Origin of the sequence: Vibrio brasiliensis LMG 20546 (assembly GCF_000189255.1) — a bacterium.
Classification (GTDB): domain Bacteria; phylum Pseudomonadota; class Gammaproteobacteria; order Enterobacterales; family Vibrionaceae; genus Vibrio; species Vibrio brasiliensis.
Genome location: NZ_AEVS01000014.1, coordinates 80,919 through 104,837, shown reverse-complemented (window position 1 = coordinate 104,837; position 23,919 = coordinate 80,919). Strand labels below are relative to the sequence as shown.

Sequence of the window (23,919 nt, the reverse complement as noted above, 5' to 3'; positions counted from 1 at the left end):
AATTTGAAGAGTGATATAAGCGTATGATTTGGCTCGAATCAAAATACCCGCTCAAGCCTTAGACAGACGAGAGCGGGTAGGAGGGAGAAATCATCAATTAGGTGTTTGAAAACCTATTATTGAGCGATGAGATCTTTATAAGCGATAGTTTTACCCTGTGGCTTTTCGTTAGCCAGCTTCGCTTTTGGCGCCCCCAGTTTAGATAGCCAGTAATCTGGATCTTTCTTAGGATTTAGCTGAGGACCACACTCACCTTGCGCACCACTACGTTCCAGACGTTGAAGTACACGGTCTTGTGCTTTCGCCAGGCCATCCAAAGCTTCCTGAGGTGTTTTCTCGCCACTTGCCGCTTCAGAAACGTATTGCCACCATAGCTGAGCTAGCTTCGGATAATCTGGAACGTTAGTACCCGTTGGCGTCCACTGTTTACGTGCATCACTGCGGTAGAACTCAACCAAACCACCCAGTTTTGGTGCCGCTTCCGTCATCGCGTCAGAGTTGATGTCTGACTCACGAATTGGCGTTAGGCCAACCAGAGTTTTCTTCAGACTGACTGATTTAGAGACCACAAACTGAGCATATAGCCAGGCTGCCTGACGACGATCAAGCGGCGTGCTGTTAAGGAATGTCCAAGAACCCGCGTCTTGGTAACCAAGCTTCATACCATCTTCCCAGTAAGGACCACGTGGAGATGGAGCCATACGCCACTTAGGCGTACCGTCTGCGTTTACGACCGGTAGTCCTGGCTTAGTCATGTCAGCAGTAAAGGCGGTGTACCAGAAGATTTGCTGAGCGATAGAACCTTGAGCCGGAACCGGACCTGCTTCACCAAACGTCATACCCTGAGCTTCTGGTGGCGCGTACTGCTTGAGCCAGTCAACGTATTTGGTTGTCGCATATACCGCTGCCGGACCATTGGTAGCACCGCCACGAGCGACATCTGAACCAACAGGTTTACAGCCTTCAATACGGATGCCCCACTCGTCTACTGGCAGACCGTTTGGAATACCCTTATCGCCAGCACCAGCCATAGAGAACCATGAGTCGGTGAAACGCCAGCCTAGTGAAGGATCTTTCTTACCGTAGTCCATGTGACCGTAAACAGGCTCTCCATCGATAGTTTTTACTTTATCGGTAAAGAACTCAGCGATATCTTCATAAGCAGACCAGTTTAGTGGTACACCCAGCTCATAGCCGTACTCTTTTTTGAATTTCGCTTTAAGATCTTCACGTTCAAACCAGTCTGCACGGAACCAGTACAGGTTAGCAAACTGCTGATCCGGTAGTTGGTAAAGCTTACCATCCGGACCTGTTGTGAAGTCCAGACCGATAAAGTCTGGCAGGTCTAGATATGGGTTGGTTACGCTCTTCCCTTCACCTTCAATGAAGTCTGAAATAGGTACAACTTTACCGTAACGAACGTGAGTACCAATCAAGTCGGAATCGTTAATGTAGCCATCGTAAATATTACGGCCAGTCTGCATCTGAGTCTGTAACTTCTCTACTACGTCACCTTCCTGAATAAGGTCGTGGTTAACCTTGATACCTGTGATTTCGTAGAAAGCTTTTGCTAACACTTTCGCTTCGTACTCGTGCGTCGTGATGGTCTCAGAAGCAACATTGATTTCCATACCTTGGAAAGGCTTAGCAGCATCGATAAACCACTGCATCTCTTGCGTCTGTTCCTCTTTCGACAGAGTCGAAGGAGTGAACTCATCACTCATCCATTTTTTCGCAGCAGCCATATCAGCTAGCGCAGCAGGTGAGATTGCAGCAAGCGCAAATGTCAGTGCTAAGCTACGTGCAAGGTAAGACTTTTTGATATCCTTTTTCATTCTTGTCTAACTCCAGTTATGAGTATTCTGTCTCTTACGTTATTGATTACGCTCATTAACCAGTGACTATGGCACTCTGTCAGGCTGGTCATGAACACATGTCAGTCAGTTGTATTTATCCCCATTTCAAAACCGTACCCAGCCAAATTACGCTGATGGTAAATGGCACCCAAATTGAAAGCTCACTCAGTCCGACAAATCCCAAATGGATAAAAGCGGAGCTCAGTAAACCGATAAATAGTCGATCACCACGAGTGGTTGTGATCGGTAGAAAGCCCTTACGCTCGATACACGGTGTGCGGATCTCACGCACCGTCATGGTTATCAAGATCAACGCGATTCCGAGAAAGAACAGTGCTGAAGGGGTAGTCCATGCCATCCAAGCCATGATATTTCTCCTTAAACTCGACCTAGCGCGAAACCTTTCGCGACATGGTTTCTAACGAACCAGATAACTAAAATACCCGGTAGAATGGTCAGCACGCCGGCTGCCGCCAATACGCCCCAGTCGATACCAGATGCACTGACTGTACGCGTCATTACTGCCGAAATCGGCTTGGCATCTACGGAGGTCAAGGTACGAGCGAGCAGTAGCTCTACCCAGCTGAACATGAAGCAGAAAAAAGCCGAGACCCCAATCCCCGAACGGATCATCGGCAAAAAGATTTTGATGAAGAACTTAGGAAAGCTGTAACCATCAATGTAAGCCGTTTCGTCGATTTCACGAGGAACGCTCGACATGAAACCTTCCAGAATCCATACCGCTAGTGGCACGTTGAACAGACAGTGTGCCAACGCAACCGCAATATGGGTGTCAAACAGACCAACCGAAGAGTAAAGCTGGAAGAATGGCAGCAGGAATACTGCTGGTGGTGCCATACGGTTAGTCAGTAGCCAGAAGAACAGGTGCTTATCACCGACGAACTTAAAGCGCGAGAACGCATATGCCGCAGGCAACGCAACGGTTAAGGTGATCACCATGTTCATCACTACATAGATGATCGAGTTAACGTAACCCATGTACCAACTTGAGTCGGAGAAGATGGTTGCGTAGTTCTTAAACGTCCAGTTCTCAGGGAAGAAGCTCAGGCTCCCTAAGATCTCCTGGTTTTCTTTAAACGACATGTTGAGCAACCAGTAAATTGGCAGCATCAAACAGATGATGTAGAACGCTAGCCCGACGATCTGTGTGTATCGGGTGTATTTTGATTTTGTCATCGCCATTGTTGTTTCCTTACTTACTTTCACCGTGCGTCATTGCGGTGTAGAACACCCAGCTCACCAATAGGATGATCAGGAAGTAGATGATCGAGAATGCAGCTGCCGGACCGATATCAAACTGGCCAATGGCCATTTTGGTTAGTGTCTGACTGAGGAAAGTTGTCGAGTTACCCGGACCACCACCTGTCAGTACAAACGGTTCGGTGTAGATCATGAAGCTATCCATAAAGCGGATCAGAATGCCTATCAGCAGCACGCTCTTGAGCTTAGGTAGCTGGATGTAGCGAATGATTGACCAGGTCGAAGCTCGGTCGATATTCGCAGCCTGATAGTAAGCATCCGGAATAGCGCGTAACCCTGAGTAACACAGCAGTGCAATCAGTGAAGTCCAGTGCCACACATCCATCAGAATCACGGTTAACCAGGCATCAAGCGGGTTGCCAGCGTAGTTGTAGTCGACCCCCATACCATTGAGAGCCCAACCGAACAGACCGATATCTGCACGACCGAAGATCTGCCAGATAGTCCCGACAACGTTAAGTGGGATAAGCAGTGGAATCGCCAGAACAATCAGACAGAAAGCTGACCAGCGCCCTTTGGTAGGCATCGTCAGTGCGACGATAATCCCGAGTGGCACTTCAATCAGTAAGATGGTGAACGTAAAACCAAACTGGCGCAGAAGTGCTCCGTGCAATCTCTCGTCATTGAGGATTTCACGATACCACTCAGTACCAACAAAATAGGCGGTATTAGCATCAAAGATATCTTGTAGTGAGTAGTTCACTACCGTCATCAGAGGAACGATGGCACTGAACGCCACCAGCGCGAACACTGGCAGAACAAGGAACCACGCTTTGTTGTTCGAAACCTTATCCATTACTCTTCCCCTACATTGACTAGAAATTCATCGACATACAGCATGGTCCATTGCTCTGGGAAGCTGATATAAGCGTGCTTTTCTGGCACAGGTTGGTCTTCTTGCAGACGCGCTTTGATATGTTTAGAGCCCAGCTTGAGGGTGACAATTTTGTAGGTACCTAGATCTTCTACATGGAGCACGTCACATAGCAGGGCGGAGTCATTACCTTTCTCCCAAACATGAACAAACTCAGGTCGAATGCCGATCTTGATGTTATTGCTCCCAGCTTGTGAGATGGCGTGACGGTAAGACTCAGATAGTGGCACTTCTACATCGTCAAACCGGACGCCATTTTCGGTCGGAGTGACCTCCATTAAGTTCATCCCCGGACTGCCAATAAAGTAGCCGACGAAGGTATGGTTTGGTCGTTCGAACAGTTCACGCGGTGTGCCAAACTGAACAATCTGACCGTTGTACATCACAGCGATTTCATCGGCGAAGGTTGAGGCTTCTAACTGATCGTGAGTAACGTACACCATGGTGATATTGAACTGCTGGTGGATCTGTTTGAGCTTACGGCGCAATTTCCATTTCAGTTGCGGATCGATTACCGTTAATGGCTCATCAAACAGAATCGCCGATACATCGTCACGTACCAGGCCACGCCCCATCGACACTTTCTGTTTTTCGTCAGCCGTAAGGTGCTGAGCTTTTTTCGATAACACATTAGTCAGTTCCAGAATCTCTGCTATTTCTGTCACCTTGGAATGTATTTTGGCTTTATGAACCTTCATATTGCGCAGCGGAAATGCAAGGTTGTCGTACACCGTCATGGTGTCGTAGATAACCGGAAACTGGAAAACCTGTGCAATATTGCGATCTTGTGGACGAAGTTCATTAACCCGAACATCATCAAACATCACATCGCCCTGAGATGGGCTCATCAAACCAGAAATGATATTGAGCAAGGTCGACTTACCACAACCAGATGGGCCTAGTAGTGCATACGCTCCACCCTGCTTCCACACGTGGTTCATCTCTTTGATCGCATAGATCGAATCTGATGTCGGCTTTTTATCGTAGGTGTGAGCCAGTGAATTTAGTGTAATTTGAACCATGAACGCTATCCCCTAACATCACGAATCGGGGCATGGATGAGATCGTTATCCATACCGAAGACATAGAATTTGTGGATTGGAATATAGATTTTGATCGTCTCATCGACGTCATAGCTGTGTACGCCAGGCAAATGCAGCACCATATCCAGATGCGCATTGCGCACATGAAGGAATGTTTCCGAGCCACTGATTTCTGCTACTTCAACCTGAACAGTTAATTCAACGTCATCGTCATTCTTAGGTAACAGGCTGAGGTGGCTTGGACGAATACCAAACTGGTAGTGCCCCATATCCAATTTGCTCAGAGATTGGTTCAGTGGGAAGTGAGCACTCTGATCGAAGGTCACTTCGTTAGAAGTAATTTCCCCGGAAATCAGGTTGATAGGCGGCTCACTAAACAGAGTCGCTGAATCAACGTTATCCGGATGATGGTAGACAGAGGCCGTTGGACCAGACTGAATCACTTTACCTTCATGAAGAATGGTCGTTGTACCGCCTAGTGCTAACGCTTCATTCGGCTCTGTCGTGGCGTAGATCGCGATGGTGTGTCTGGTCTGGAATAGCTCACGCATCTCCTGACGTAACTCTTCACGCAACTTATAGTCAAGGTTTACTAATGGCTCATCAAACAAGATGATTTCCGCATCTTTAACCAAGGCGCGAGCCATTGCGGTACGTTGCTGCTGACCACCAGACAGTTCCAGTGGGTGCTTTTTCAGGTGTTCAGTGATGCGCAGCATTTCGGCCGTGGCGTGCACGCGCTCCTGAATCTCTTTCTCGGCCATCCCTGCAAGTCGCAGCGGAGAGGCAACATTCTCAAACACCGTCAGATTGGGATAATTGATGAACTGTTGGTAGACCATAGAGATGTTGCGGTCGCGAACCGACACACCAGTAACATCTACGCCATTGACTAATATCTTCCCAGAAGTCGGGCGATCCAGCCCTGCAATGAGCCTCATTAAAGAGGTCTTGCCCGCTAACGTGCGTCCAAGCAACACATTAAACGAGCCCGGCTCAAAGGTGAGGTTGACGTCAGAGATATGCATCTCTCCGTCAACGTATTTGCTTACCTGCTCAAGTGTTAATGACACTAAAAACTCCTTACCATTCGAACAATAATTTTTTTCGATATTGCTCAATAGAGCGAGAGTCATGCCAACTTAAATAAAATTGAAACAAAAAATTTACAAATCGCTTTCCAGCCCTTTAAACATAAGGATATTTTGATGAACAACTCAGTAAGAGGCAGGCTTCATCGCTAATTTCACATATGAGACGCCGGTAACATTTGTTAATAAAATGTGTTCAATTGATGTTCAAAGTGTTCATGGAGGTGATATGTTAAATGAGCGTTTGTGATCATTAACGTTCACATACGAACAATTAGAATAATTACTTAATTTCGGCCTATTTAACGCTGCTAGTGGTCAAAAGTATGGACAAGAAACATTTATCAATGATTGAGAATTCCTGGCAACGCTGTCGGGAGGCGGGGCTCGTTCACAATAGTAATCCGATCATAGAGATGGAAACGGGACAGGCATTTACCCATACTCTTGAAGAACACTCAGGGCTATTGACCACAACCCAGCAAAAAGTACTGCCCTTCTATGACAGCCTGCTGGCGAATAGTAACTGTCTGATCACTTTGGCCAACACCAATGGGCAGGTGTTGAACAGTTGGGGTGAACAGCGCTTTTTCTCACAAAGGCAGCCACAAGTGTTCCAAAATGGTGTGAACTGGCAGGAAAATCTGATTGGTACCAACGCTATAGGCACTGCTTTAGAGACTGGCTCAATTGTTCAGGTATTTCATGATGAACACTTTTTAACATCGAATCGCTTTATGACAGGTTCAGCTGCTCCACTGTTTGATGCTGATAGAAAAATGGCTGGGGTACTATCGATATCCAGCGATGCCTATATGCCAACCGCTCATACCCTTGGCATGGTCAAGTTGATGTCACAAGCGATTGAAAACCAACTCATCGCATCAAAGTTTCAAACCGATCATTACTTATTGTGGTTTAACACTTCAGCGGAAAATATCGATAGCCAGTGGTCTTCACTACTGGTGTTCAATGAACAGGGAGTGATTGTTTCCGCCAACCGTCGAGCTGAAGTGGTACTCGGGCAAGATCTGGCACTACAGCGACTTGATCAGATTTTCGATATTAAACTTGAGCAACTACTGTCACACCCTCCTTTTAATCCCGCGGCGATTACCACTCACTCTCGCTTTAGTTTCTTTGGCATTATTACTCCCCCGAAAGTCCCGCAAGGGCGACAACTGGATTACCGAAAATCCATTGCCAAAAACAGTGATGAGAACGCTAAGGCTCCGCTGGATTTGCAACGTCTCAATATGGGCGATCCCCGTCTAGCAAAGGCGATCACTCAGTCGAGCCGTATTCTTAATACCGATATTCCAATCCTTATTCATGGTGAAACCGGGGTGGGTAAAGAGGTATTTGTTAACGCCCTACACCTGTCGAGCGAACGTAAACACGCCGCTATGATTGCAGTTAACTGTGCCGCAATTCCCGCTGAACTGGTTGAGTCTGAGTTGTTTGGCTATGAGAAAGGAGCCTTTACCGGAGCCAGCAACAAAGGCTATATCGGCCTAATCCGTAAAGCGGATAAAGGCACACTGTTCCTGGACGAACTGGGCGATATGCCGATGAATGTGCAGGCGCGCCTGCTGCGGGTTCTGCAAGAGCGTAAGGTGACACCTCTTGGTTCAACCACCTCTTACCCTGTTGACTTTAAACTGGTTTCAGCGACTAACCGTAATCTCAAACAGGATGTAGAACGTGGCACATTCAGACAGGACCTCTACTATCGGGTGACCGGACTAAACCTCTCCCTGCCTTCATTGCGTGAGCGAACAGACAAAGAAGCACTAGTGAAGTTTTTGCTGGCTAAGTATGCCTCAGAAGGAGAAACACCAAACATCAGTCTGGAAGTATTGTCGATGTTTAAGTCACACCCCTGGCCTGGAAATATCAGACAGATGGTCAGTGTTATTCAGATTGCGTTAGCGATGGCCGGAGATGAAACCATCACGGTTGAACACCTCCCCGATGATTTCTTACAAGATTTACAGCAGCATCAACCTGAGTTGGTTAAGCCACAGCAAGCACCGTTGACTCTGCTAACATCGGACAGCCAGGAAGAGTTAAATAACGAAGATTGGTTAGCGGTATACGAGCAAAACGGCCGCAATGTCTCTGCGACCGCTAAGGATTTGAATATCAGCCGCAACACTCTGTATAAACGGCTGAGAGAGCAAGGTATGCGCTAATCAGTGAGAGACCAGACCTAGCGCATTGCTCACCGGTTTGTAGAAGGCAAGGTATCTCAGAGCGACATAACCAACAACGACTGTTGCTACCACAAGTTCAAAGCCAGCAAGCCAATGGACTTGAGCAACATACTCGTTGGCAACCCCAACACTCTCCATCCAGGCACTCAGTTTAAACAGTGCAGTCGAGCCAATCACCATAGGGAAGGTAAACGCCGCATAACCCGGGCTGAATGGCAGTCTGAGTAGTTTAATAAACGCAAGGTAAATAATCGCTGTCATCAAAACTGCAATACCAAATAACAGACCAATGATTACAGGCGAAGGCTCAGCAGTCACAGTCAGATAACCCGCGAGTGACAGACTGGCAGGCGCCGCCATAATTGCCATTGTTGGTTTGGCTGCATCAGGGATCTCGTGAGTAAACATCAGACGATAGATCATCATTGGCAGCATCACAGCATAAGCCAACATGCCAAACAATAACGCGCCATTCGCAACAGCAGTCAGTGCAGGGTTTCCTGAAAAAGACACATCCGCAACAATAATGCCCACCGGAGGGACAAACCAGCTTGGCACCATATGGTGAAGTTCAAACTCCTGCATTCGGTGATAAACAAAGCTGATTAGGAAGACAATATGCAGCCCGACAGCAACTAGCCATAACATGTCACCCGCGAGAGGAATAAAATGACCTAGCGAGTTAGAAACAACCATGGTTCCCATCGCGAATGTTGGCACCACACTGCCCACAACAGGGTGCGCAAGATCTTCACGGAGTAGGTGACGATGGAACAGGAATTTGACCGCCAGAATCAATAACAAAACGCTCGCAATCACAGCCCCAGACCACTGAGCGTAGCCATTAAAAGCGGCGGCGTTTTCCCAACACCAACCTAAACTGGCAATACCCAGCGCTAAGCCCGCCATAGGAGTTGGCGCACCCATCACTTTTGCTTTTGCTGCTTTAATCATCATTGCCTCACAATCTCGTTAGTTCGAGAGCAGTTTACGCTTGCCAAACGTTCGAAACTATCTAATTATTTAGAACACCCGTTCAAACAAACTAAACGAACATATGGCCACTAATATCTCTCTCAAACAGCTGAAAGTTTTTATCGCCATCACACAACATGACACCCTAACGGCTGCGTCAGAGGCTCTGTTCCTGTCCAAGGCCGCGGTAAGCATGGCGCTCTCAGAACTTGAGAAACAGATTGGTCATTCACTATTTGACCGGGTAAATAACCGACTTATTCTCAATCAAGAAGGGCAAAAACTACTGCCTTTAGCCGACGAAATCATTGAGCGCGCGCAAGGGATCGAACAACTGTTCGACAATAATCAGGCCCTATCCGGTCAATTAAGAATTGGCGCCAGTGACACCATTGGTAACCAAATTGCGCCTTACCTGTTAAGTGACTTTCGTCGTGAAACTTCACACCTGTCGCAAAGCCTGTTTATCTCCAATTCAGCACTGATCTGCGAGAAACTGGTCGATTACGAACTCGATCTGGCGCTGATTGAAGGTAAGACTCTCCACCCTCAATTGATTTCAACCCAGTTTAGTGATGACGAGATGTGTGTGGTCTGCGCGCCAAACCACCCTCTGGCCAGACAGAGCAATGTTACCGTGGGAGAGTTAGAAAATAGTGACTGGATACTTCGCGAGCCTGGTTCTGGTTCACGAGAGTTTTTTCTCCGAGTCATTGCACCTCGTATTGAACAGTGGCAGGAGTCGTTCCAGCTCAACACTACCGAGGCCCTGATAAACAGCGTTTCGGCAGGCTTGGGGTTAGGCTGCCTTTCGAAGCTGGCTGCAGAACCTGCGTTACACGATGGACGAGTGGTGGAACTCAAGCTACCACTCGACATGAAGCGACGCTTCTGGTTACTGGTGCACAAAGAGAAATACCAGAGCCCGTTACTGAAGGCCTTTATTGAATACTGTCACCAATGGCGCAAAGACTAACCACTTGGATCTCAGAATTCCTCTGTCGCCTAGACTTAATTGGTTAAAAACTGTATAAACAGACAGTAAATACTTTCAATAATTTGAGTTAGAGGACCAACCATGGCTGTAATCGTCAAGTACGTGGTAGAACGCAACGGAGAAGAGAAAATGACTTTTACCTCTAAAGCGGAAGCTGACGCATATGACAAGATGCTCGATATGGCTGATGAGCTTTTTGAGCTACTGGGTAAAAGTGAACTGCTAGAAGATGACGGCAAGCAAGAAGACTTGGCGATGTTCCTGGCACAAAACAAAGAAGAAGTACTCTACGCTCTGGGTGCCAAACGTAAGCCCGCACCAAAGAAACCTAAAAAGGTTGAAGCTGTAGAAGATAGCGAAGAAGCGCAAGACGACGCAGCGTAATCATACTGATTCAGATTAATAAACCTCAGCCTGGTGCTGAGGTTTTTGTTTTTTTGGGGAAGTAAAATCGCTGACGTTTACCCTAATATCTTACTTTGGCACTGCTAAAATAACGTCACATTCTCAAGTGAGCTACTGCCATGAAATATCATATCGAAGTCTGTATTGATAACCTCGAATCTCTTCATAACGCCATCCAGGGCGGCGCAACCAGAATTGAACTCTGCTCATCACTGGCTCTCGGCGGCCTGACGCCAAGCTTCGGTTTCATGAAAAAAGCTGGCCAGATTTCGTCAATTCCGGTCTACGCCATGATTCGCCCACGACAAGGAGACTTTGTTTACGATCAGGACGACATCGACTCTATGCTGCTAGATATTGAAGCGGCAGCTGAAGCCGGACTGCAAGGGGTAGTTCTAGGTGTGTTATCAGATAAAGGTCATATCGATATGCCCCTCGCTCAGCAACTTTGCGACCGGGCTAAATTGTATGGTCTGGGTATTACCTTCCATCGTGCGATTGACCAGTGTGTCGATTGGCAAGAGGCGATTGAACACGTCGTTTCTTTAGGCTGTGAACGTATTCTTACCTCAGGATTAGCAGCCAACGTCGAACAAGGAATTGAGGTGCTAAAACAGATGGTCGAGCTCGCTGATGGTCGCGTATCAATAATGGCTGGTGCCGGACTGACTGCCGATAACGTTCAGTCTATCGTTGAGTATACGCATGTCAGAGAAGTCCATCTTTCAGGCAAGTCGACTCGCCCGAGTAAAATGAAAAACCTTAATCAACAGGCAAAAATGGGCAATCAAAATATCGACGATTACCTGATTCCAGTTACGAGCAGTCAAGCGATTGAAAAGGTAGTAAAAGCTCTCAGTTCTTAGTTTTATCACTCTCACGCCACAGCAACTAATGCTAACCTTTTGATAACCAAGGAGTGCGTTATGGCTGAAGGCAAACTGAGTAAAAAGTTCTACGAGAAAGAGCTACAACGATTACAGATTGAGCTGGTTAAGTTGCAAGAATGGGTCAAACAGGAAGGACTCAAAGTTGTGGTGATCTTTGAAGGTCGGGATGCCGCAGGTAAAGGCGGCGTGATCAAGCGAATCACCGAGAAGCTTAACCCAAGGATATGCCGCATTGCTGCTTTGCCAGCCCCGACAGAAAAAGAGAAAACTCAGTGGTACTTTCAGCGCTATGTCGCCCACCTTCCAGCTGCTGGTGAAATCGTTCTGTTTGACCGCAGTTGGTATAACCGAGCCGGGGTAGAAAAGGTGATGGGCTTTTGTAGCGAAGACCAATACGAAGAGTTTCTGCGCTCATGCCCCGAGTTTGAACGTATGCTGCAACGTTCCGGAATTATTCTGCTCAAGTATTGGTTCTCCGTATCGGATGAAGAGCAGGAAAAGCGATTTATCGAGCGAATCAACACCCCGATCAAACGCTGGAAATTCAGCCCGATGGATCTCGAGTCTCGTAACCGATGGGCTGAGTATTCTGAAGCAAAAGATAAGATGTTCGCTTACACAGACACTAAGCAATGTCCATGGTGGGTAGTCCCCTCTGATAATAAAAAACGTGCGCGCCTCAACTGTATCAGCCATCTGCTCGATCAAATAGCGTATCAAGATATTTCGTATCCAGAGATCGAACTACCGCCACTGAACAAAGAAGGCTATATTCGGGCTCCACTTGAAGAGCAAACCTTCGTTCCCGAGAAATACTAAGGCATAGCATGGCAAAGGATCTGTTTTACAGCTTAGATTTAAACCTGTTACGAACATTTTTAGTTCTGTCGCAAGAACTGAATATGCGTAAGGCTTCCCAGCGTCTGTTTGTCTCACAGCCAGCCATCAGCCAGGCACTACAAAAACTGCGTAACCACTTTGATGATGAATTGTTTGTTAAAGTGCCGAAGGGGTTGGAGCCCACTCCATTTGCTCAACAACTCGCTACATCAATTGCTCCGCACCTCGATGGCCTCGCAAGCGAACTAAATCAAGTAAAGGAATTTGATCCTAGCAAGCTATCTGGCGCTATTAAAATCGCCGTCGCTCCGATAGTACTCACTTGCCTGTCAGGCTCTCTGTTTCTCCGATTGAAAGAGCAAGCACCTAACTGCACAGTCGAGCTGATTGGTTGGCAACGTTCTACTTTTGAAGAGATTAAAAAAGGTGAAGTTCTGCTCGGAATTAACCTCGAAATGTCAACTGAGCAAAACATCTCTCAGCAAAAACTTGTTGAACTTACGGCTAAGATCATTGTGAATAAATCACACCCAGTGAAAAAACAGCAAGTCACAGCTTCAGACATGGCCCCCTACCCAATTGCCTCGGTTATTACTCCTGGTTGGAACGACAATTTTGTTCTTGCAGCCAATCTTATGAAGGAAGAAGGCGTCAATCCAGAAATAGGTTTCCGTTCAGAGTTTGTCATGGCAGTGGTAGATGTGATTCAACAGAGTGACTTTTTTCTGCCTCATTCTAACTTGTTCCCAATCCAAAACTATCCGACTCTAAAAGCACTGGATGTCACTATTCAAGGCAAACCCTATTTTCACAATGTCTATAGTTTTTACCACAGTAAATACCGTCAAACTCCACTTATAGAATGGCTCCACCAGCAAATTCAGCAGGTGCTCAACAATCAGATTGCAAACCAGTTCTAACGTAATCCGAGCGCTATTTATCTAGTCCACGCTATCTCACTTTATTACTCTGCTCCTAGAAGTATCTCATTCCCCCCTACAAACTTAAGAAGCAACGCTTATCAGAACAATAAGGGCTACTAATTAGAGCTTATAAGCCAACAAACTTACTATAGCTTCAACGGACTCAAGTAATTTCTAGGAAGGAGAGCACATTAACTTAAAGAGAAAGCAAGAAATGAAACTAGCCTTCACTACCCTTTTAACTGCTTCACTTCTATCTGCACCCGTTCTTGCAAACAATGAAGGTCACCGCCTTGGTTTGGGCTTCAACAGCACATCAATTGAAGAAGTCAATTCTCCGTCTTATGACTACTCAGGGAATGGCATCAAACTAGAATACGGGTATGAGTTCAACCATATTGTCGGCCTCAATCTCTCTTACAGCAAAGCCAATAGTACTTATCGTACTTTCGGCGAAAGCGATAGTAAGACGTTTAAGCTCGATGCAGATATCGGTTATACCTTCAATCTCGACGGTTTCTCTGTCAAACCTTATGGCGTTATTGGTTGGGCAAACTTCAAAGAAGAAATCAGCCTTATCGGGGAAAACTTAGGTTCTTGGAGCGATTCCTCGCTGTTTATCGGTACCGGTGTTCGAGGCACATTCAGTGAACATTTCTATGCTGACTTCCGCGCCGACTTCATAAATTTGGAAACGGACAACATCGACCACTTCGTCGATCAGTTCTCGGTGACTTTTGGTTACAAATTCTAACCCAATAGAAAAGCAACAGAGCTTAGCCATGGATGGCTACTTTGAGATTAAATTCAGGTACCTATCATGAAAAAGCAACTTTTATCTCTCGCGCTATTGGCTCCGATTACAGCGGGAGCAACTGGCTTACATATTTCACCAGAACTGAAAATGGGGCCTTACCTTGGGGCCGGTATCTCTGGAGGAGGACTGCAATTAGGATTAACCGACGTCGCTGGGCTTGATGCCTTGTATCTCAGCTATTCACATACCTCAGCGGAGATTTTGCTCGATAAAGATCGTTTCAAGACCTACCGCGTCGGCGGCCAATATCAATTTATCGATCACCCAATGAAGATGGCACTGCAACTTGAAGGGGGAGTTGTTGAGTACCAAGGTAAGCGAGACTACGTTTGGTCAAGTAACTCAACATATACCGAAGCAACAGGTGCAACAATATCAGCCGCATGGGTCGTGTTTGTAAATGACAATGTTGGCTTTCGACTAGGCAGTGATTTTCACTACATTGACCAGAATAAGACGCTACTCGGCACCCATTGGTCTGCGACACTCTCAACCGGAGTTGTGTTTCACTTCTAGCGCAGTGCGTCGTCAATGCTTTGTTCGCCCAAGTGGCGAACATCTTTGCCTTTAACAAAGTAGATGATGTACTCACAGATATTCTGACAACGGTCACCCACGCGCTCAATCGCACGTGCTGACCACATAACCTGAAGAATATTAGGAATGTTTTTTGGGTCTTCCATCATATAGGTCATCAGCTGACGAATAACCGCTTCATACTCCGCATCCAGCTTATCATCTAGCTTATAAACCTCAGCCGCCGCATCCACATCCATACGAGCAAAGGCATCCAGTACCTGATGCAGCATACTGATCGCATGTCGGCACAATGGCTCTAATGACACATGGAATTGACGCTCTTTAGACGATGGACTTTTTATCGCTGCACGAGCTATTTTGGCCGCTACATCACCAATACGCTCCAGATCAGTAATGGTCTTGATAATTGCCATTACCAGGCGTAAGTCCTTCGCTGTTGGCTGACGTTTAGCGATAATACGAGTGCAGGCTTCATCAATCGAGACCTCCATAGCATTCACTTTATGGTCATCACGAACCACTTGTTTAGCCAACTCAATGTCATCTTTATACAGAGCCTTCATCGCGTAAGAAAGTTGCTGCTCTACCAAGCCGCCCATGGTTAACACATGAGTTCGGATCGACTCTAACTCAACATTAAACTGACCTGAAATGTGACGTCCAAAATTCATAGGAGCTCCGTGTAAAACTGATTAACCATATCGACCTGTAATGTAGTCTTCGGTCTGTTTTTTCAATGGCGAAGTGAAGATAGAGTCTGTATCTGAATACTCAATCAGCTTCCCCATATGAATAAATGCGGTGTGGTCACTCACTCGCGCCGCTTGCTGCATGTTATGTGTGACAATAACAACAGTATATTGCGTTTTAAGCTCATTGATCAGCTCTTCAATCGTCAGAGTGGAAATAGGATCCAGTGCCGATGTAGGCTCATCCAGCAGTAAAACTTCCGGTTCAATCGCAATCGCGCGAGCAATAACCAGGCGCTGTTGCTGACCCCCTGACAATCCAAATGCGTTTTCGTGCAGGCGATCTTTCACTTCATCCCATAACGCTGACGCTCGTAACGCTCGTTCTACTGCATCGTCTAGTGAACGGCTATTTTTCACCCCTTGCAGGCGCAGCCCATAGACGACATTCTCGTAGATAGACTTAGGAAACGGGTTAGGTCTTTGAAACACCATCCCGACCCGACGACGTAAAGTAGCAGCATCGACATCCGGATCATAAACATTCTTGCCATGTAGCTTGACCTTCCCCTGTACCCGACACCCTTCAACCAAATCGTTCATTCGGTTGATACAACGCAGCAATGTCGATTTTCCGCAGCCAGACGGGCCGATAAACGCCGTCACCTGACCTTTGGGAATACGCATTGAGACATCGCTTAGCGCCTGCGTGTTCTGGTAAAACAAGTTTAAACCTTCAATCGCAATGGCTGTTTGCTCATCGGTCAAATTGTTCACATCTAACGGCGTTGGGTAGCCGAGTGTTTGATTGACAGAAAACATGCTTAATCTTGTCCTAATGTTCGATACTTTTCGCGTAAGTTATTACGAATACTGATCGCGGTTAAATTCAAACCAACAATAACGGTTACCAGCAAGAATGAGGTCGCGTAGACTAAAGGTCTGGCGCTCTCGATATTGGTGGTTTGAAAGCCAACATCATAAATATGGAAGCCTAAATGCATGAACTTGCGGTCTAAGTGCAAGAACGGGAACTGACTATCGACAGGTAAGCTTGATGCCAGCTTTACTACACCAACTAACATTAAAGGCGCAACCTCACCTGCTGCCCTAGCTATCGCGAGTATCAATCCAGTGATGATCGCTGGACTTGCCATAGGTAAAACAATTCGCCACATGGTCTCAAATTGTGTGGCTCCTAACGCTAACGAGCCGTGACGAACAGAGTTTGGGATTCGGGTTAACCCCTCTTCAGTAGCAACAATCACAACAGGCAGCGTCAAAACAGCAAGTGTTAACGCAGACCAAAGTAGACCGGGGGTGCCAAAAGTTGGTGCAGGCAGGCGTTCCTGATAGAACAGATTATCAATGGAACCACCTAAGGTATATACAAAGAACCCAAGACCGAAAACGCCGTACACAATCGATGGTACGCCAGCGAGGTTAATCACCGCGACCCGAATTAAACGAGTAAATGCATTGTTCTTAGCATACTCATGAAGATAAATCGCTGCAATGACGCCTAGCGGCATTACGATAACCGACATGATAAGAACCAATAATACTGTGCCGAACATCGCCGGAAATACCCCACCCTCAGAGTTCGAATCTCGCGGATCTTCGGATAAGAACTTCCACGCTTGCTTCGCCCAGCGAGCCAGCTTCTCAAATGTATTCATCTGATTCGGATACCAGATATCTAACATTTGGCTGAGAGGAATAGTCACTTGCTGACCAGTCATATCTTCAACAATGACGCCCTGGTTCGCCAACTGACTGCGTAAGTTATCGAGCTTAAGCTCAGTGGCATTTAACGCTTCCACGTAACCTTGGTTCTGTTTTTGATAGAGAGTCAAAAACTCTTCATCAAGGGTACCATTCAGGCTACGTTTACGCTTTTCTAACCTTAGTCGTTCTGCCTGAGCATTAATCACCCGAACATCGCGCTCAATTAAACGTTCAATCTCATCGCGTAGCGATTTAGCGAAAGCAAGTCCGGTAGTGATCTCACTGCTTAAGTTAGTCGATACCTTGCCATCAGCATGAATATAACCCACTGGGTAGCCGTAGAAATCACCATCTCTGCTCCGTTCGATCACCGCCCATTTATCTGGGGTAGTCGGCTTGTTCAAATCAATCGACAATAATGAAACAAAATCCGCATCATAAAGGTCACGGTTAGCGACCTTGATACTCAAACGTTTAACCAAACCTTTATCAAGTACCTGTTGTGGTAACTCTAAGTCCATTTCACTCAGATGGCTGACTGGGACATATTCTGTGGCATAAATCTGACCAACAAGAATCTCACCTTGCTTGGTCTGCCACTGATACAAAGGAGCTGGCCAGAAGTAGGATAAGCCTTTCCAACCAATAAGCAGTAGCAATCCCAATACGGAAAGCAGGCTGATACTCACTGCACCACCTGTTAACCATATCCAAGGAGAACCTGACTTTAACCACTTAAACACGTTGAACACTTCCTAAATAATTGACCGTTACAGTGAGCGATACTTTTCACGTAAACGCTGACGGACATACTCTGCTAAAGAGTTCACCGCAAAGGTAAATACTAACAACAGCAGTGCTGCTAAGAACAACAGTCGATAGTGCGAACTCCCCACTTCCGACTCAGGCATCTCGACCGCAATCGTTGCTGATAGCGTGCGCATGCCTTCTAAAATATTCCAGTCCATAATTGGCGTATTACCTGTCGCCATGAGTACAATCATGGTTTCGCCCACCGCACGGCCAAGCCCCATCATGATCGCAGAGAAGATACCTGGACTGGCGGTGAGCAGCACTACATGTATCAAGGTTTGCCACGGAGTTGCACCTAAGGCTAATGAACCATCAGAGAGATGTTTAGGTACGGAGAAAATCGCGTCCTCAGCGATGGTAAATATGGTTGGGATTACCGCAAAACCCATTGCAAAGCCAACAACCAGTGCATTGCGTTGATCGAAGTCTATTCCGTGTTCAGCAAGAAAAACCCGGACGTCACCGGCAAACAGTAACGCCTCGATATTGCCGCTTTGCGACAAGATCACTGCGGTGACAATCACCATCGCAGGCATCAGAATCGCTGCATGCCAGCCATTAGCAAACTTTCCAGTCCACGCTTTTGGTAACGCGTGCCATAGCAGGCCAATCAAGACCGTCGATAGTGGCAAAAACAGTGTCAATGCGACGACGGCAGCCAAATGACTTTCAACGATAGGTGCAAACCATAAACCGGCGAGAAAACCAATAATTACTGTCGGCAGTGCTTCCATCAGTTCAATTGATGGCTTAACCACACGTCGCATTCTCGCGGTCATAAAGTAAGCGGTATAGATAGCGCCAAGCACGGCAACAGGCACCGCAAACAACATCGCAAATGCCGCAGCTTTTAATGTGCCGAATGCGATTGGTACCAGACTAAATTTCGCTTCAAACTCTTCACTTGCCGATGTGGTCTGCCAAACGAACTCCGGCTCAGGATAGCTTTCGTACCAGACTTTTTGCCACAGAGAAGAGAGTGAGATTTCAGGAAACGGATTATCAACCACAGCCAGATCTAACTGGCCTTCATTCACTGCAACTAAATAAGTTTCATTGTTCGACATCGCAGCTAACTGCGGAGCCTGCTGATAAGCACGCTCAAACATCACCAGTTTTTCACTGGTCGTGTAGTGATTCTGAACCGTACCATTGATGTAGAAACTGTAGAAACCTTTACGGTAGCTATCCGGTAGAAGAAACTGTAGTTCTGAAGCCAGATGAAACTGACGAATATAAGTGAGTGAACGCTCACCGTCTTTGAGAACATCGAACCACTGAGAAACTAAACCATCACGATATGTCACCAGCAGCGAGTAAGCTCCTGATAGTAAATCAATATTGGTCACCGAGTGTTCGGCCTGCCCCTGACTAAGATCGACAACCTCACGCACTGTAAAACTCTCTGAGTCTTTGACTGCGACAATCAGATCGGAACCTGATCGGAGATAAAGCGTATTGCCATCCGGAGTTAACAGCATCTGATCTAATCTTGGAATGCGCGATGAGAAAGTAAAAGACTTACTCTCACTGCCATCCTGCCAACGAACCTGCACCGTTTTATCATCGTACCAACCAACTAAGGTGAAGTTACCATCATTAGCAAAAGCGAACTTTTCTAGTCGGTAACCCTGGCGATGAAGATCAACCGGTGCTGACAATTCCGTTACGTGAGGAGAAAACTTACGACTGCCTTTTTGCAGTTCTGAATCTAAATGAGGCTTAAACAGAGTAACTTCACCCTGTTCACTAGCAAACGCATACCAACCAAGCACTGGCAGGGTTTTAGCAAACAGGTCACTGGCTTGACCCACCTGCTGAGAAAGAACGGGGGTTTGGCTCGGCTCAGTTAACGACCAAAAGTTAAGCCGCCCCTGTGAAGAGAGAACAAACACGTTTTCGCCATACTCATCGACACCAGCGGCAATCGGCTGTGCTGCTTGTATCTCAATCGAGCGAACATTCGGTGTAAATTTGGCATCGCTAAACAGAGGTAAAACCATCATAGCCAGATAGACAAAGATCAGGACTAATGCGGCTAATACCCCAACGCCACCAGCAGATACAGTGAATCGAACCAATCGATCTTTGATCAACCGTTTTCGATCACGTTCTCGCAATGAAAATTCTGCTCGTGTCATTCCTGTCTCTTACCTATTTTCGCCCTAGGGTATAATATTTCCATTAGGTGACAATTATATTACAGTTCACATTAAACAACTGAAAACAATGCAATAAAATTTGCAATAAAAATGTCATATTAACCCCTTAAGTTGCTAGCCAGAGTATGTGGGGTTGCCTCACTCGAGTCCGTCACAAGGTCATAGGGTAAGATCATGAGCACAGAAAAGCTGTATATCGAAAAGGAATTAAGTTGGCTTTCTTTTAATGAGCGGGTCTTACAAGAGGCGGCCGACAAACATGTCCCTCTTATCGAGAGAATTCGATTTCTTGGTATATTTTCCAATAACTTAGACGAATTTTACAAAGTTCGTTTTGCTGATGTAAAACGCAGAATCTTGATCAACCAAGAGCGTGGCGGTAACGACAACTCCAAGCACTTACTCACCAAAATGCAGACCAAAGCGCTGCGCCTCAATGAGCGTTTTGACGAGCTTTACGCTGAATTAATTCGTGATATGGCCCGAAGAAGGATCTTTCTGGTTAACGAAACTCAGCTGAGCGAAACACAACAGAAGTGGGTGCGAAAATACTTCCGTCGCCAAGTCTTGCCTCACATCACACCATTGATGCTTCGTGATGACATCGATGTTCTACAGTTTCTTAAGGATGAATACGCCTACATAGCGGTAGAACTCGAACAAGAGCAGACTAACCAATACGCGCTGATTGAAATCCCCACCGACCACCTGCCGCGCTTTGTGATGGTGCCAGAGCAAAAAGGCAAACGACGTAAAACCATTATTTTGCTCGATAACATCATCAGATATTGCCTCGATGAGCTATTCAGCGGTTTCTTTGAGTATCAAAGCCTCAATGGCTACGCAATGAAAATGACCCGTGATGCTGAGTATGACTTAAGCCACGAGGTTGAGCATAGTCTGCTTGAGCAGATGTCCGAAGGGGTAAGCCAACGCTTAACAGCCATGCCAGTTCGCTTTGTTTACGAACGGGAAATGCCACTCGAGATGCTGGATTTCTTGTGCGAAAAGCTCCAGATCTCTAACTATGACAGCCTGATTCCCGGTGGTCGCTACCACAACTTTAAAGACTTCATTGGTTTTCCTAACGTTGGTCGGGACTATCTGGAAAACAAGCCGTTGCCTCCAATGGAATGTGCGGATTTTGCAGGCTACGCGAACAAGTTTGAAGCCATTAAGGCCCAAGATATACTGCTCCACTTCCCCTATCATAGCTTTGAACATATCAGTGAATTGGTGCGTCAGGCCTCTTTCGATCCCAAGGTCCTCAGTATCAAAATCAATATCTATCGGGTAGCTAAAGACTCACGCTTAATGAACTCGTTAATTGACGCGGTGCATAACGGCAAAAACGTGACCGTAGTGGTGGAGCTACAAGCTCGTTTCGATGAAGAGGCGAATATTGAGTGGTCGCGAGTTCTGACTGAAGCAGGAGTCGAGGTCATCTTTGGTGTTCCAGGCCTCAAGATTCACTCCAAATTACTGCTTATCAGCCGTAGAGAAGAAGATGAAATCGTCCGCTACGCTCATATCGGTACTGGTAATTTCCATGAAAAAAACGCACGCATCTATACCGATTTTTCACTACTGACTGCCGACCCTGAGCTGACTAACGAAGTAAGAAACGTATTTGGCTATATTGAAAACCCGTACCGCCCAATTCGGTTTAACCACCTTATCGTGTCGCCTAGAAACTCTCGTAAGCAACTTTATCATCTGATCGATACTGAGATTAACAACGCTCTGGAAGGCAAAAAAGCCGCCATCACCCTAAAAGCGAATAACTTAGTCGACAAAGGTCTGGTCAATAAGCTTTATGAAGCGAGTTCAGCAGGTGTGGAGATTAAGATGATCATTCGTGGTATGTGTTCACTGGTTCCGGGAATTGAAGGGGTCAGTGAAAATATCAGGATCATCAGTATCGTCGATCGATTCCTTGAACACCCGAGAGTGCTGATTACCCATAATGGCGGCGATGTGCAAGTCTATATCTCATCCGCTGACTGGATGACACGAAATATTGATTATCGAATAGAGGTCGCGACACCAGTCCGTGACCAACGTCTTAAACAGCGTATTATTGATATCATCAACATCCACTTTACCGATACAGTAAAAGCAAGATGGATCGATAAAGAGATGAGCAACAGCTACGTACCGCGTGGAAACCGCAAGAAAGTACGCTCACAGATTGCCATTTACGACTATCTTAAACAGGTAGAAAAGCAAACTAGAACTCAGAAACGTAAAGAGCAAGCCACTAGTTATGACTCAGAATCCGGAAATACGTGATGTTGCGGCGATCGATTTAGGATCCAACAGTTTCCATATGGTTGTTGCGCGGGTTGTTGAACAAGACCTGCAGTTAGTCAGCCGTCATAAGCAGCGGGTTCGACTCGCCGCTGGATTAGACGGGCAGAAAAACTTAGATAATGCATCCATTGAGCGTGGTCTTGAATGTCTGGCGATGTTCGCAGAACGCTTACAGGGATTTGAAACGGACAACGTCCGTATTGCCGCAACTCATACTCTGCGTCAGGCCAATAACGCCCATATCTTTTTGCAACGAGCACGGGATGTGCTGCCTTTCCCGATCGAAATAATCCCCGGAGTTGAAGAGGCTCGCCTAATCTATCTTGGTGTCGCACATACCCAACCAGAATCAGATTCCAAGTTAGTGGTCGATATTGGTGGCGGCAGTACTGAGATGATCATCGGCAAAGGTTTTGAACCTGAGCTAATCAACAGTAAACAGATGGGCTGTGTCAGCTATACCAAGCGATTTTTCACCAATGGCAAATTGTCTAACAGCAACTTCGCTAAAGCGATTCTCGCCGCAGAGCAAAAACTGGAGTCGATAGGTCATAAGTATCGCCGTAAAGGCTGGGAAGTGGCGTTCGGCTCTTCAGGCACGATTAAAGCGATAAAAGAGGTATTGATTGGCCTTGGCTATGAAGATGGCATCATCACCAGCAAACGACTGACAAAACTGATTGACACCCTATGTCAGTGGCAAACCATCGATGAAATCGATCTTTCAGGTTTAACGGTCGAGCGGAAACCTGTCTTTGCTGCGGGTGTGGCTATACTCAGCGCTGTTTTCCAAAGCCTTAAAGTCAATGAAATGCACTTCTCAGAAGGGGCGCTGAGAGAAGGTCTGCTGTTTGAAATGGAAGACAGTTTCAAGCGTGCCGACATTCGTATGCGCACTACCGAAAACCTCGCCAGCAAACATCTGGTCGACCTTGAGCATGCAGCAAAAATCAAAGGCAGTGCCAGCGAATTTCTTCAGCAGGTTCACAAACAACTGGGTATTAAGAAAAGTTCTGAACTGTTCGACCTGCTACAGTGGAGTGCCCTGCTCCATGAAGTGGGACTCAGTATCAGCCTGCAAGCATTTCATCGCCATTCCGCCTACATTCTGCGTAACACTTATATGCCCGGCTTTAACCAAGAGCAGCAGCGTGTGTTAGCTATGTTAGTGCGTTTTCAGCGTAAGGCGCTCAAACTCCATGAAATGGAAGAGTTTACTCTGTTCAAGAAGAAGCAGATTGTCGGCCTGATTCGGGTTTTACGTCTTGCTATCCTGCTCAACGGTCAGCGCAATGATGACCCGCTGCCAGAGTTAACTCTGCAAATTGAAGGCGAGCGTTGGATACTCTCATCCAGTGATGAACAGTGGCTTGAGCACAATAAATTGCTTCATGCCGATCTCTTCTCTGAACAAGAGTACTGGAGTAGTGCGGGTTGGGAGTTAGTCTTCTAATTGATCGCGCAGC

21 protein-coding genes are annotated in these 23,919 nt (G+C 46.5%); 10 read left to right on the top strand and 11 right to left on the bottom strand.

Features of this window, described 5'->3' with window-relative positions; translation table 11 throughout:
* Positions 1 to 116: 116 nt before the first annotated feature.
* From RH46_RS02930 to RH46_RS02905, 6 genes are all read right to left on the bottom strand, one after another.
* Positions 117 to 1,835: an ABC transporter substrate-binding protein gene (locus RH46_RS02930; RefSeq protein WP_006877915.1), complete on the bottom strand. Its 1,719-nt coding sequence runs from the start codon at positions 1,833 to 1,835 to the stop codon at positions 117 to 119.
* 115 nt (positions 1,836 to 1,950) lie between these two features.
* Entirely contained in the window at positions 1,951 to 2,223 is a 273-nt protein-coding gene (locus tag RH46_RS02925; protein ID WP_006877914.1) for a DUF2160 domain-containing protein, read from the bottom strand.
* 11 nt (positions 2,224 to 2,234) lie between these two features.
* On the bottom strand, positions 2,235 to 3,053 hold the full coding sequence (locus tag RH46_RS02920) for a carbohydrate ABC transporter permease (protein WP_006877913.1): 819 nt from the start codon (positions 3,051 to 3,053) through the stop codon (positions 2,235 to 2,237).
* Positions 3,054 to 3,069: 16 nt separating this feature from the next.
* A complete protein-coding gene (locus RH46_RS02915; protein WP_006877912.1) occupies positions 3,070 to 3,933 on the bottom strand; it encodes a carbohydrate ABC transporter permease in 864 nt (287 codons plus the stop codon).
* Positions 3,933 to 5,033: an ABC transporter ATP-binding protein gene (locus RH46_RS02910; protein ID WP_006877911.1), complete on the bottom strand. Its 1,101-nt coding sequence runs from the start codon at positions 5,031 to 5,033 to the stop codon at positions 3,933 to 3,935. The genes RH46_RS02915 and RH46_RS02910 overlap by 1 nt, the downstream gene beginning before the upstream one ends.
* A gap of 5 nt (positions 5,034 to 5,038) precedes the next feature.
* The gene (locus RH46_RS02905; protein WP_006877910.1) at positions 5,039 to 6,127 is read right to left on the bottom strand and encodes an ABC transporter ATP-binding protein; all 1,089 of its coding nucleotides are present in this window, start codon (positions 6,125 to 6,127) and stop codon (positions 5,039 to 5,041) included.
* 344 nt (positions 6,128 to 6,471) lie between these two features.
* Between RH46_RS02905 and RH46_RS02900 the strand changes: the two genes are divergently transcribed.
* Positions 6,472 to 8,340, top strand: coding sequence for a sigma-54-dependent Fis family transcriptional regulator (locus RH46_RS02900; RefSeq protein WP_040894953.1), 1,869 nt, complete (start codon positions 6,472 to 6,474; stop codon positions 8,338 to 8,340).
* On the opposite strand, the gene RH46_RS02895 is transcribed toward RH46_RS02900, so the two are convergent.
* Positions 8,341 to 9,315 (bottom strand): TDT family transporter, encoded by a 975-nt coding sequence (locus RH46_RS02895; protein WP_040894983.1) that lies wholly within the window; start codon positions 9,313 to 9,315, stop codon positions 8,341 to 8,343.
* Between the two features lie 103 nt (positions 9,316 to 9,418).
* Here RH46_RS02895 and RH46_RS02890 point away from each other — a divergent pair, with 103 nt between their 5' ends.
* From RH46_RS02890 to RH46_RS02860, 7 genes are all read left to right on the top strand, one after another.
* Positions 9,419 to 10,312, top strand: a complete 894-nt coding sequence (locus RH46_RS02890) for a LysR family transcriptional regulator (protein WP_006877907.1) — start codon at positions 9,419 to 9,421, stop codon at positions 10,310 to 10,312.
* Between the two features lie 102 nt (positions 10,313 to 10,414).
* Complete coding sequence (locus RH46_RS02885; RefSeq protein ID WP_006877906.1) at positions 10,415 to 10,717, top strand: YebG family protein; 303 nt, start codon at positions 10,415 to 10,417, stop codon at positions 10,715 to 10,717.
* Between the two features lie 140 nt (positions 10,718 to 10,857).
* Positions 10,858 to 11,604, top strand: coding sequence for a copper homeostasis protein CutC (locus RH46_RS02880; RefSeq protein WP_006877905.1), 747 nt, complete (start codon positions 10,858 to 10,860; stop codon positions 11,602 to 11,604).
* A 60-nt stretch (positions 11,605 to 11,664) separates the two neighbouring features.
* Positions 11,665 to 12,447 carry a polyphosphate kinase 2 gene (gene ppk2, locus RH46_RS02875; RefSeq protein ID WP_006877904.1) on the top strand — a complete coding sequence of 261 codons (783 nt, stop codon included), beginning with the start codon at positions 11,665 to 11,667 and terminating at the stop codon, positions 12,445 to 12,447.
* Positions 12,448 to 12,455: 8 nt separating this feature from the next.
* Positions 12,456 to 13,388: a LysR family transcriptional regulator gene (locus tag RH46_RS02870; protein ID WP_006877903.1), complete on the top strand. Its 933-nt coding sequence runs from the start codon at positions 12,456 to 12,458 to the stop codon at positions 13,386 to 13,388.
* Positions 13,389 to 13,605: 217 nt separating this feature from the next.
* Positions 13,606 to 14,145, top strand: coding sequence for a porin family protein (locus RH46_RS02865; protein ID WP_040894950.1), 540 nt, complete (start codon positions 13,606 to 13,608; stop codon positions 14,143 to 14,145).
* Positions 14,146 to 14,211: 66 nt separating this feature from the next.
* Complete coding sequence (locus RH46_RS02860) at positions 14,212 to 14,724, top strand: hypothetical protein (RefSeq protein ID WP_006877901.1); 513 nt, start codon at positions 14,212 to 14,214, stop codon at positions 14,722 to 14,724.
* On the opposite strand, the gene phoU is transcribed toward RH46_RS02860, so the two are convergent.
* Genes phoU through RH46_RS02840 form a run of 4 tightly spaced genes read right to left on the bottom strand, consistent with a single transcriptional unit; the run spans position 14,721 to position 20,119 of the window.
* Complete coding sequence (phoU, locus tag RH46_RS02855; protein WP_006877900.1) at positions 14,721 to 15,419, bottom strand: phosphate signaling complex protein PhoU; 699 nt, start codon at positions 15,417 to 15,419, stop codon at positions 14,721 to 14,723. The genes RH46_RS02860 and phoU overlap by 4 nt on opposite strands.
* 21 nt (positions 15,420 to 15,440) lie before the next feature.
* On the bottom strand, positions 15,441 to 16,259 hold the full coding sequence (gene pstB / locus RH46_RS02850; protein WP_006877899.1) for a phosphate ABC transporter ATP-binding protein PstB: 819 nt from the start codon (positions 16,257 to 16,259) through the stop codon (positions 15,441 to 15,443).
* 2 nt (positions 16,260 to 16,261) lie between these two features.
* Positions 16,262 to 17,908 carry a phosphate ABC transporter permease PstA gene (gene pstA, locus RH46_RS02845; RefSeq protein WP_006877898.1) on the bottom strand — a complete coding sequence of 549 codons (1,647 nt, stop codon included), beginning with the start codon at positions 17,906 to 17,908 and terminating at the stop codon, positions 16,262 to 16,264.
* A gap of 27 nt (positions 17,909 to 17,935) precedes the next feature.
* Positions 17,936 to 20,119 carry an ABC transporter permease subunit gene (locus tag RH46_RS02840; RefSeq protein ID WP_006877897.1) on the bottom strand — a complete coding sequence of 728 codons (2,184 nt, stop codon included), beginning with the start codon at positions 20,117 to 20,119 and terminating at the stop codon, positions 17,936 to 17,938.
* 195 nt (positions 20,120 to 20,314) lie between these two features.
* Here RH46_RS02840 and ppk1 point away from each other — a divergent pair, with 195 nt between their 5' ends.
* Positions 20,315 to 22,432 carry a polyphosphate kinase 1 gene (gene ppk1, locus RH46_RS02835; RefSeq protein WP_006877896.1) on the top strand — a complete coding sequence of 706 codons (2,118 nt, stop codon included), beginning with the start codon at positions 20,315 to 20,317 and terminating at the stop codon, positions 22,430 to 22,432.
* The gene (gene ppx / locus RH46_RS02830; protein WP_006877895.1) at positions 22,407 to 23,906 is read left to right on the top strand and encodes an exopolyphosphatase; all 1,500 of its coding nucleotides are present in this window, start codon (positions 22,407 to 22,409) and stop codon (positions 23,904 to 23,906) included. The genes ppk1 and ppx overlap by 26 nt, the downstream gene beginning before the upstream one ends.
* Positions 23,907 to 23,919 lie beyond the last annotated feature (13 nt).

Coding starts and splice junctions, on each gene's coding strand:
- ppk2 (WP_006877904.1), top strand. CDS start 11,665: ATGGCTGAAGGCAAACTGAGTAAAAAGTTCTACGAGAAAGAGCTACAA.
- ppk1 (WP_006877896.1), top strand. CDS start 20,315: ATGAGCACAGAAAAGCTGTATATCGAAAAGGAATTAAGTTGGCTTTCT.
- RH46_RS02890 (WP_006877907.1), top strand. CDS start 9,419: ATGGCCACTAATATCTCTCTCAAACAGCTGAAAGTTTTTATCGCCATC.
- RH46_RS02910 (WP_006877911.1), bottom strand. CDS start 5,033: ATGGTTCAAATTACACTAAATTCACTGGCTCACACCTACGATAAAAAG.
- RH46_RS02900 (WP_040894953.1), top strand. CDS start 6,472: ATGGACAAGAAACATTTATCAATGATTGAGAATTCCTGGCAACGCTGT.
- RH46_RS02870 (WP_006877903.1), top strand. CDS start 12,456: ATGGCAAAGGATCTGTTTTACAGCTTAGATTTAAACCTGTTACGAACA.
- ppx (WP_006877895.1), top strand. CDS start 22,407: ATGACTCAGAATCCGGAAATACGTGATGTTGCGGCGATCGATTTAGGA.
- RH46_RS02930 (WP_006877915.1), bottom strand. CDS start 1,835: ATGAAAAAGGATATCAAAAAGTCTTACCTTGCACGTAGCTTAGCACTG.
- RH46_RS02885 (WP_006877906.1), top strand. CDS start 10,415: ATGGCTGTAATCGTCAAGTACGTGGTAGAACGCAACGGAGAAGAGAAA.
- RH46_RS02865 (WP_040894950.1), top strand. CDS start 13,606: ATGAAACTAGCCTTCACTACCCTTTTAACTGCTTCACTTCTATCTGCA.
- RH46_RS02915 (WP_006877912.1), bottom strand. CDS start 3,933: ATGGATAAGGTTTCGAACAACAAAGCGTGGTTCCTTGTTCTGCCAGTG.
- RH46_RS02920 (WP_006877913.1), bottom strand. CDS start 3,053: ATGACAAAATCAAAATACACCCGATACACACAGATCGTCGGGCTAGCG.
- pstB (WP_006877899.1), bottom strand. CDS start 16,259: ATGTTTTCTGTCAATCAAACACTCGGCTACCCAACGCCGTTAGATGTG.
- phoU (WP_006877900.1), bottom strand. CDS start 15,419: ATGAATTTTGGACGTCACATTTCAGGTCAGTTTAATGTTGAGTTAGAG.
- RH46_RS02880 (WP_006877905.1), top strand. CDS start 10,858: ATGAAATATCATATCGAAGTCTGTATTGATAACCTCGAATCTCTTCAT.
- RH46_RS02925 (WP_006877914.1), bottom strand. CDS start 2,223: ATGGCTTGGATGGCATGGACTACCCCTTCAGCACTGTTCTTTCTCGGA.
- RH46_RS02895 (WP_040894983.1), bottom strand. CDS start 9,315: ATGATTAAAGCAGCAAAAGCAAAAGTGATGGGTGCGCCAACTCCTATG.
- RH46_RS02860 (WP_006877901.1), top strand. CDS start 14,212: ATGAAAAAGCAACTTTTATCTCTCGCGCTATTGGCTCCGATTACAGCG.
- RH46_RS02840 (WP_006877897.1), bottom strand. CDS start 20,119: ATGACACGAGCAGAATTTTCATTGCGAGAACGTGATCGAAAACGGTTG.